The following is a 6,874-nucleotide window of genomic DNA, read 5'->3' on the forward strand; positions in this document are numbered from 1 at the left end:
GCCAGTCGCTTGATGTTCAGTTATTTCATTGGTTTAAAAAGAAATTTCCGCATGATTCTCAACTTTGGATTCGCAATAACGGGAGCACGATGATTAGCCAATTGATCGATACGCTCGTTTTCACATCAATCGCGTTTCTCGGTGTATTCCCATTTCATGATTGGCTACAAATTTTTATTACGACATATGTATTAAAATGGATTGTCGCAACGTTAGATACACCGTTCGTATATATTGCAAAAAAAATATCCCCAAAATATATGGAATGATGGTAAAATGTTGTATGAGACTTTTGTCTTATACAACATTTTTTGTAAAGGAGCGAAATATGAAGTATAAAGCAGATATAAGTTTATTGTTTGTTGCTTTCGTTTGGGGTGCTACGTTTGTCGTCGTTCAAAACGCCATTGCTTTTTTGCCTCCATTATTGTTTAATGCCGTACGTTTTGCGATCGCAAGTATGTTGTTATGGATTTGGGTATTCGTTTTTGAACGGAAACCGCTTGATCGACAACTCATACGCGCTGGGTTTATGCTCGGTGTTTGGCTATGTCTTGGATATGCTCTTCAAACGATCGGCCTACTGTATACTACATCTTCGAAGGCTGGATTCATTACTGGATTAAATGTTGTTCTCGTTCCTTTTTTTGCACTTATTATTTTAAAACAAAAACTTTCACTTAACGCAGTGGCCGGCAGTATATTAGCTGCGTGTGGTCTATATCTTTTGACTTCAAGCGGGAGTATGATAATGAATAAGGGGGATTTATTCGTCTTTTTATGTGCTATCGCATTTGCATTACATATCGTTTCAACGAGCATATATGCAACAAAATTTTCACCCGTCCTACTAACAGCCATTCAAGTCCAAACTGTATCGATTCTCTGTCTTATATGTTCATATTTGTTCGAAGACTGGTCCCTTATTCCGCTTACTACTTTTTTTGAATTTGACGTATGGATGGCTTTACTCATCACCGCACTATTTGCAACAACGATTGCTTTCTTTATTCAGACGCATTTTCAACAATATACATCACCGACACGTGTTGCCTTAATTTTCGCTCTAGAACCCGTTTTCGCTGCTTTAACTGCATATATATGGAATGATGAACGTTTCCAACAAACAGCTTTATTTGGAGCTGCACTTATTTTATTAGGAATGATTTTGTCTGAACTTCCTCATCACATATGGCAAAGAAAAAAGAGCGCTCGCCTTTCATAGTGAGCGCCTTCGTCTGCCGGTTACATATGATAATACGCCTGTAACGATGCCGAGAAGTGCCCCACCAACCACTTCAATCGGTTGATGACCGAGCCGCTCGCGCAACAACTCTTTCTTCCGATCAATTGTTCCATCATTTCGGTCACCGTTTAATCGCTTTATTTCCTCTGTTAGCTCATTTACACGAATAGCTAGCTCCCCTGCTTGGTAACGTACCCCTTGCGCGTCGTACATAACAATTAATCCAAAAACGGCCGAAAGTGCGAAATCTATACTATGCACCCCTCGCTTTAGAGCAACGTATGTAGCAAGAGAGGCAACACCTGCAGAATGTGAACTTGGCATGCCACCCGTTTCAAAAAAAATGTTCCAGTCCCATTTCTTCGTTTTTCTTTTTGCCAACGGAATTTTTAAAAATTGAGCTAGCACAATTGTACATAATGCCGTTTGAATGGCTCGATTCATATTCTTGCCCCCTCTTGTATATTATTTTTTGAAAAAGACGGATACAATATGCACAGGAGGTGGACATGATGAGCAAAAATAATGGGAGAAATCGCGGGCAAAACGCTCCAAGCGTCAACCCACAAGGATATGATGCGACGTTTACTCCTGACCCAAAAAGCGCATTAGAACATGCTGCGAAAAAGACGAATAAAAAATGAAGAAGAGAGCGATTCGCTCTCTTCTTATCGTTTCAATTTCTCACGTAACACCATCGGTAAAATGCCCCCATGGCGATAGTAATCAATTTCTACTTCGCTATCGAAACGAACAAGTACTTCAAACTCTTTTTTGTTACCTTGCTCATCCGTCGCTGTTACTTTTACGTAATCGCGCGGTTTTACGTTCTCGTCAATGTGCACTTCAAATACTTCTGTACCCGTCAATCCGAGTGTTTCCGCATTTTCACCTTCTTTGAATTGAAGCGGTAACACACCCATAAGCACAAGATTGGAACGATGGATGCGCTCAAAGCTTTCCGCAATAACCGTTTTAATACCAAGCAAATACGTTCCCTTTGCCGCCCAGTCACGCGAACTTCCCATTCCGTAGTCTTTACCAGCAATCACAACAAGACCTGTACCATCTTGTTTATACTTCATGCATGCGTCGTAAATCGACATGACTTCGCCTGTTGGCCAGTATGTTGTATAACCACCTTCTGTACCCGGAGCAATTTGGTTGCGAATACGAATATTTGCAAACGTACCGCGCATCATTACTTCGTGGTTACCACGTCGGGACCCATACGAGTTAAAGTCTTTCGGATCGACACCTTTAGAAATTAAATATTGTCCTGCCGGAGTGTTTACTCCGATCGATCCAGCTGGTGAAATATGATCGGTCGTAACAGAGTCACCAAATTTACCAACTACCCGTAATCCAGTCAGAGGTTTTACTTCTTCCACTTCTGGCGATAATCCCTCAAAGAATGGTGGATTTTGAATGTACGTTGAATGTTCATCCCATTGATAAAGCGGCTCGTCCGTCGTTTCAATCGCGTTCCATCGCGCGTTATCGTCGAATACTCGCTCGTATTCTTTACGGAACAATTCTGGTGTCACCGCTTTTTTCACAACTTCTTTCACTTCTTCTGTAGATGGCCAAATGTCGTTAAAGTACACATCATTGCCGTTTTGATCTTTACCGATCGGATCATTTAACAAATCGATGTCGACTGTTCCGGCAAGCGCATATGCCACGACAAGCGGCGGTGATGCTAAATAGTTGCCTTTGACGAGCGGATGAATACGCCCTTCAAAGTTTCGATTACCCGATAATACGCTCGTTACAAGCAAATCGTTCTCTGCGATCGCTTTTTCAAGCTCCGGAGCAAGCGGGCCAGAGTTACCGATACATGTCGTACAACCGTAACCAACGATATTAAAGCCAATTTGCTCTAAGTAAGGGAGAAGACCTGAATCTTTTAAATATCCTGTGACGACTTTTGAACCAGGTGCAAGCGACGTTTTTACGTATTTTGGTACTTTCAATCCTTTTTCCACCGCTTTTTTCGCTACTAAGCCTGCACCGATTAACACATATGGGTTAGACGTGTTTGTACAGCTTGTAATTGCAGCAATCGCAATCGCACCCGTTTTCATTTTTACTTCTTCGCCGTTTAACGTAACTGTCATTTCTTTATCAAAGTCTGCCTCAGTCAAGCCAAAACCTTGGTTTCCTTGCGGAGAAACAACAGCTTGACGGAATGATTCTTTCATTTTTGAAAGTGGAATTAAATCTTGTGGACGCTTTGGTCCAGAAAGATTTGGCTCAATTTCTGATAAGTTGATTTCAACAACATCTGTAAATACAGGCTCCTGTGCATCTGGTGTATAGAACAAACCGTTAGCTTTGCAATATGCTTCAACCACTTGAACGTGTTGCTCGTCACGGCCTGTTAAACGCAAGTAATCAAGCGCTTCTGCATCGACTGGGAAGAAGCCGCACGTTGCACCATACTCAGGCGCCATGTTTGCTACTGTGGCACGGTCAGCTAACGGCAATGTTGCCACACCTGGACCGAAAAATTCAACGAACTTGCCGACAACTCCTTTTTTACGAAGCACTTGTGTTACTTTTAACGCAAGGTCTGTTGCTGTCGTACCGTTTGGCAATTTCCCTGTTAAACGTACACCGATCACTTCTGGTACTGGGAAATAAGAAGGTTGTCCAAGCATACCTGCTTCTGCTTCAATTCCACCGACACCCCAACCTAAAACACCGATGCCATTGATCATTGTCGTATGGGAGTCTGTACCTACAAGTGTATCCGGAAACGCCTCGTATTCACCGTTTTCTCCCTCAACAACGTGAACGACATTCGCTAAATACTCTAAGTTTACTTGATGCACAATACCTGTTGCAGGTGGAACAGCGCGATAATTACTAAACGCTTTTTGTGCCCATTTCAAAAACTTGTAACGTTCTGCATTACGCTCAAACTCTAAATTCATGTTATATTCGAGCGCATCTTCTGTTCCAGCTTTATCAACTTGAACAGAGTGGTCAATAACGAGATCAACAGGAATTTCGGGGTTGATTTCATACGGATCTCCACCAATGTCTGCCATCGCTTTTCTCATTGAAGCCAAGTCAACAACAGCAGGAACACCTGTAAAATCTTGCAAAATGACGCGAGATGGCTTAAACGGAACGTCCACATCTTTTAATTCATTCGTTCCCCATTTTGCTAAATTCTCAACATGCTCTCTCGTAATAACCCGTCCGTCAACTTGACGAAGTACCGATTCAAGAAGTACTTTGATAGAATACGGAAGACGTGATACGTTTCCAATTCCTGCTTCTTCAAGCGCTTGCAAGCGATAGTAATGATATGTTTTTCCGTTTACCTCAAATGTGGAACGCGCTTGAAATACATCGTTTTTTAACATTATGTATTACCCCCTTCTAACAAGTCATCTTCTCCCAAACCCACAAAATTCCTACGCTTTTATCTTAATACAATGCTCTACATAAGTAAATAATAATTGTTTATAAGTTTCAGATAAATGCATATTTTTTTGCTCTCTTTCCAACAATAGTTGTAGGAGGTGAAAAAAGATGGTAAAAAGAAAAGCTAATCATGTCATTCCCGGCATGAATGATGCAAGCGCTCAAGGAAAAGGGGCCGGCTTCAATGAAGAATTAGCAAATGAACCGCTCACAGAAGCCCAAAAGCAAAATAATAAGAAACGTAAAAAGAATCAATAATCCCGCTCAAGGCGGGATTATTCATACATATTTACCTCTTCCACAATCGCTTTCAAATCATGACGAAATTGTTCAAGTTGTTTGCGCTGTTTTTCAGAAGCTACTTCGAGCGCATTATTAATTTGTTCAAACGCCTCATTTACTTCTTGTTTCAGATGATGCAGCTGACTTCCGTAGTCTGCATCATTTTTCACAAGATGATCGTACCATTCTTTCGCCTCCATTGTTCCTTGTTGTGCAGCCTCAAACGCTTGTTGTTTATCTTTATGATATGGCATCCCATTCACTCCTCCTTTTTAATATTATCGTTCCTATTCATGAACGAAATATGCATAAATCCCAATGATCGTGCCATCATATGAAGGAAAGGAGTGTGTCTAATGGACAAAAATACAGGAAGAGATATGCGTAAAAATGCCCCAAAAGGAGATAACCCAGGACAACCGGAACCGCTTAGCGGATCGAAAAAGGTCAAAAATCACAACCATACCCGTCAAAAACATAACTCCAGTCACGATATGTAAAAGAGCTGACTATAACGTCAGCTCTTTTACTTGATTCCGCCCTTATTTTTTTACATAATAAACGTTGAGGTGGGATGTATGCTAACAGGTTGGTTTTTATGGTTTATTTTGTTTTGGGTCATTTTTCTTCTTGTTTCAATGTCAATTGGTGGTTTTTTTATGTTTCGGAAATTTTTGAAACGTTTACCGAAAGAGGATGGGAAATCTGAGTTAGACTGGCAACAATATTACATTGAACAAACACGTCATCTATGGACTGACAAGGAGAAAGCACTACTTGAAGATTTAGTTCGTCCTGTTCCTGAATTGTTTCGTGATGTTGCCCGTCAAAAGATAGCTGGTAAAATCGGAGAATTAGCTTTACAAGAACAAGCAAATCAAATTACGGAAGATTTAGTTGTCCGCGGCTATATTCTCGCTACCCCAAAGCGTGATCACAAATTTTTAATTAAAGCACTCCGAAATAAGCATATTGACTTTACAAAATACGAACATTTATTGACAAAAAAAAGCTAATCCCTTTTTACGCAAGGATTAGCTTTTTTCGTTTATCTTACGTTGAAGGCGACGGTATGATGCATACATTGCTATTCTCCAAGGAACAATCATCGAGAAAGCAAGAATCCAAAACATTCCCGCAAGCTCCCCATATTCAATGGTGCGACTTAAATACGTCTTTAATGCTAAACGTAATGCGATTAAACTAACAAAAATAAAAACAAACGCTTTTGAGCGTTGTAAATAAATGTCGTTGTTCCGAACTTCAAATGAGGATGTTTTAATTAACAAAATAGAAAAAAGGGCCCCAATCATCACCGCTTCTATCAACTCTAGTGCCGTTACCCGAAACATCGGATGGAGAAACATAAGTGCCCCTGTGCTCATAAAAACAGGAGGTAATATAATTTTTTTAGCGTTTGTCGGCTTTTTTGCCGCTTTCATTCGGATAAAAAAAACAAGAGCAGCCATAAACACTGCAAATAACGAACTAAAGATAGCCAAAGTCAATCGCCCTTTCTTCTTTTACTGCAACACACGTTGAATCGCCTCGATGACACGGCTTTCATCAAATGGTTTTACAATAAAATCAAGCGCTCCAGCTTCGATCGCTTCAACAACCATCTTTTGTTGTCCCATTGCCGAACACATAATAATTTTTGCTTGTGGATCGCGTTGTTTAATTTCCCTTACAGCTTCGAGTCCACTCATAATCGGCATCGTAATATCAAGCGTCACAACATCCGGCTTTAACTCCATATAAAAATCAACAGCCTCTTTTCCGTTTTCCGCTTCCCCCACTACTTCATGATTTGCTTTTTTTAAAATATTGGCTAACGTCATACGCATAAATTTCGCATCATCGACAATTAAAATTCTTGCCATGTCCTTTCCCTCCACACCCTTAAAG

11 protein-coding genes are annotated in these 6,874 nt (G+C 40.6%); 6 read left to right on the forward strand and 5 right to left on the reverse strand.

The features are described from left to right. Positions 1 to 269 (forward strand): queuosine precursor transporter (locus V7Z64_RS10705; protein ID WP_334110375.1); only part of this gene is annotated, 269 nt, incomplete at its 5' end. Between the two features lie 59 nt (positions 270 to 328). After that, positions 329 to 1,225: a DMT family transporter gene (locus V7Z64_RS10710; protein WP_297989506.1), complete on the forward strand. Its 897-nt coding sequence runs from the start codon at positions 329 to 331 to the stop codon at positions 1,223 to 1,225. On the opposite strand, the gene V7Z64_RS10715 is transcribed toward V7Z64_RS10710, so the two are convergent. Beyond that, positions 1,220 to 1,690: a divergent PAP2 family protein gene (locus V7Z64_RS10715; RefSeq protein ID WP_297989504.1), complete on the reverse strand. Its 471-nt coding sequence runs from the start codon at positions 1,688 to 1,690 to the stop codon at positions 1,220 to 1,222. The genes V7Z64_RS10710 and V7Z64_RS10715 overlap by 6 nt on opposite strands. Before the next feature lie 68 nt (positions 1,691 to 1,758). On the opposite strand from V7Z64_RS10715, the gene V7Z64_RS10720 reads away from it, so the two are divergent. After that, positions 1,759 to 1,890 (forward strand): small, acid-soluble spore protein L, encoded by a 132-nt coding sequence (locus V7Z64_RS10720; RefSeq protein WP_297989503.1) that lies wholly within the window; start codon positions 1,759 to 1,761, stop codon positions 1,888 to 1,890. A 24-nt stretch (positions 1,891 to 1,914) separates the two neighbouring features. On the opposite strand, the gene acnA is transcribed toward V7Z64_RS10720, so the two are convergent. After that, entirely contained in the window at positions 1,915 to 4,623 is a 2,709-nt protein-coding gene (acnA, locus tag V7Z64_RS10725; RefSeq protein WP_297989501.1) for an aconitate hydratase AcnA, read from the reverse strand. A 169-nt stretch (positions 4,624 to 4,792) separates the two neighbouring features. Between acnA and sspO the strand changes: the two genes are divergently transcribed. Next, a complete protein-coding gene (gene sspO / locus V7Z64_RS10730) occupies positions 4,793 to 4,942 on the forward strand; it encodes a small acid-soluble spore protein O (protein WP_297989499.1) in 150 nt (49 codons plus the stop codon). A 17-nt stretch (positions 4,943 to 4,959) separates the two neighbouring features. On the opposite strand, the gene V7Z64_RS10735 is transcribed toward sspO, so the two are convergent. After that, positions 4,960 to 5,220 carry a hypothetical protein gene (locus V7Z64_RS10735; RefSeq protein WP_297989497.1) on the reverse strand — a complete coding sequence of 87 codons (261 nt, stop codon included), beginning with the start codon at positions 5,218 to 5,220 and terminating at the stop codon, positions 4,960 to 4,962. 102 nt (positions 5,221 to 5,322) lie between these two features. On the opposite strand from V7Z64_RS10735, the gene V7Z64_RS10740 reads away from it, so the two are divergent. Both V7Z64_RS10740 and V7Z64_RS10745 read left to right on the forward strand, forming a co-directional pair. Further along, positions 5,323 to 5,466 carry a small acid-soluble spore protein P gene (locus V7Z64_RS10740; protein WP_297989495.1) on the forward strand — a complete coding sequence of 48 codons (144 nt, stop codon included), beginning with the start codon at positions 5,323 to 5,325 and terminating at the stop codon, positions 5,464 to 5,466. A gap of 78 nt (positions 5,467 to 5,544) precedes the next feature. After that, a complete protein-coding gene (locus V7Z64_RS10745) occupies positions 5,545 to 5,982 on the forward strand; it encodes a DUF2621 domain-containing protein (RefSeq protein WP_297989493.1) in 438 nt (145 codons plus the stop codon). An 18-nt stretch (positions 5,983 to 6,000) separates the two neighbouring features. On the opposite strand, the gene V7Z64_RS10750 is transcribed toward V7Z64_RS10745, so the two are convergent. Together V7Z64_RS10750 and V7Z64_RS10755 are read right to left on the reverse strand one after the other, a co-directional pair. Further along, positions 6,001 to 6,468, reverse strand: coding sequence for a CcdC family protein (locus V7Z64_RS10750; RefSeq protein WP_297989491.1), 468 nt, complete (start codon positions 6,466 to 6,468; stop codon positions 6,001 to 6,003). 21 nt (positions 6,469 to 6,489) lie between these two features. After that, a complete protein-coding gene (locus V7Z64_RS10755) occupies positions 6,490 to 6,849 on the reverse strand; it encodes a response regulator (RefSeq protein WP_297989489.1) in 360 nt (119 codons plus the stop codon). Positions 6,850 to 6,874: the final 25 nt, after the last annotated feature.

Origin of the sequence: Anoxybacillus sp. (assembly GCF_036834105.1) — a bacterium.
Lineage (GTDB): Bacteria > Bacillota > Bacilli > Bacillales > Anoxybacillaceae > Anoxybacillus.

Bases quoted from the DNA above. Each gene is read 5' to 3' on its own strand.
- V7Z64_RS10710 (WP_297989506.1), top strand. From the start codon at position 329: ATGAAGTATAAAGCAGATATAAGTTTATTGTTTGTTGCTTTCGTTTGG.
- V7Z64_RS10715 (WP_297989504.1), bottom strand. From the start codon at position 1,690: ATGAATCGAGCCATTCAAACGGCATTATGTACAATTGTGCTAGCTCAA.
- V7Z64_RS10720 (WP_297989503.1), top strand. From the start codon at position 1,759: ATGAGCAAAAATAATGGGAGAAATCGCGGGCAAAACGCTCCAAGCGTC.
- acnA (WP_297989501.1), bottom strand. From the start codon at position 4,623: ATGTTAAAAAACGATGTATTTCAAGCGCGTTCCACATTTGAGGTAAAC.
- sspO (WP_297989499.1), top strand. From the start codon at position 4,793: ATGGTAAAAAGAAAAGCTAATCATGTCATTCCCGGCATGAATGATGCA.
- V7Z64_RS10735 (WP_297989497.1), bottom strand. From the start codon at position 5,220: ATGCCATATCATAAAGATAAACAACAAGCGTTTGAGGCTGCACAACAA.
- V7Z64_RS10740 (WP_297989495.1), top strand. From the start codon at position 5,323: ATGGACAAAAATACAGGAAGAGATATGCGTAAAAATGCCCCAAAAGGA.
- V7Z64_RS10745 (WP_297989493.1), top strand. From the start codon at position 5,545: ATGCTAACAGGTTGGTTTTTATGGTTTATTTTGTTTTGGGTCATTTTT.
- V7Z64_RS10755 (WP_297989489.1), bottom strand. From the start codon at position 6,849: ATGGCAAGAATTTTAATTGTCGATGATGCGAAATTTATGCGTATGACG.